The organism is Plastoroseomonas hellenica (assembly GCF_018129085.1).
GTDB lineage: Bacteria > Pseudomonadota > Alphaproteobacteria > Acetobacterales > Acetobacteraceae > Plastoroseomonas > Plastoroseomonas hellenica.
Map to the genome: position 1 here is coordinate 1 of NZ_JAAGBB010000160.1, position 515 is coordinate 515.

Here is a 515-nt window from a genome sequence, read left to right on the forward strand (position 1 = left end):
GCGTCCAGATGAGGTGGTGTCGGTTGTCGTCGAGCCGGATCAGCAGCACCCGTTGCAGCGGCGGCTGCGCCAGGTCGAACCCCGCCGCACGCTCCGCCTCTGCCGCCGCCTGCAGCGCCCCCGCATCCACCGGCCGGCCCCGCCAATCCGCCGCCACGAACGGTACCGCCACCCGCCGGTGCACCACCTGCTGCGCGCCACCTGGCAGACCCTGCCACAGGAACCCCGTCCGCAGGATCGCGTGCCGGTCGCTCACCGCCTGCCATGCAGCCCGTAGCCGGCCACCATCCAGACCGCCGATCTCCACGCTCAGCTGGTTCACATAGATCCCGCTGCCCGCATCCTGCAGGCTGTGGAACAGCATCCCCTGCTGCATCGGCGACAGCGGGTAGATCTCCTCCACCTGGGCAGGGTCCAGACCCAGCCCGTCCAGCTGCGCCTGATCCAGACCCGACAGCGGCACATCCGACGGCGTCAGACCCCGCGGCGCAGTCCCGCAATGCGCCACGATCTCC

Annotated in this window: 1 protein-coding gene; it reads right to left on the reverse strand. The window is 71.1% G+C overall.

Annotated features, from left to right (window positions below; all coding sequences use genetic code 11):
• Nucleotides 1-515, reverse strand: a 515-nt coding sequence (locus GXW71_RS34635; protein ID WP_246527161.1) for a condensation domain-containing protein, incomplete at both ends; no start/stop codon positions are given.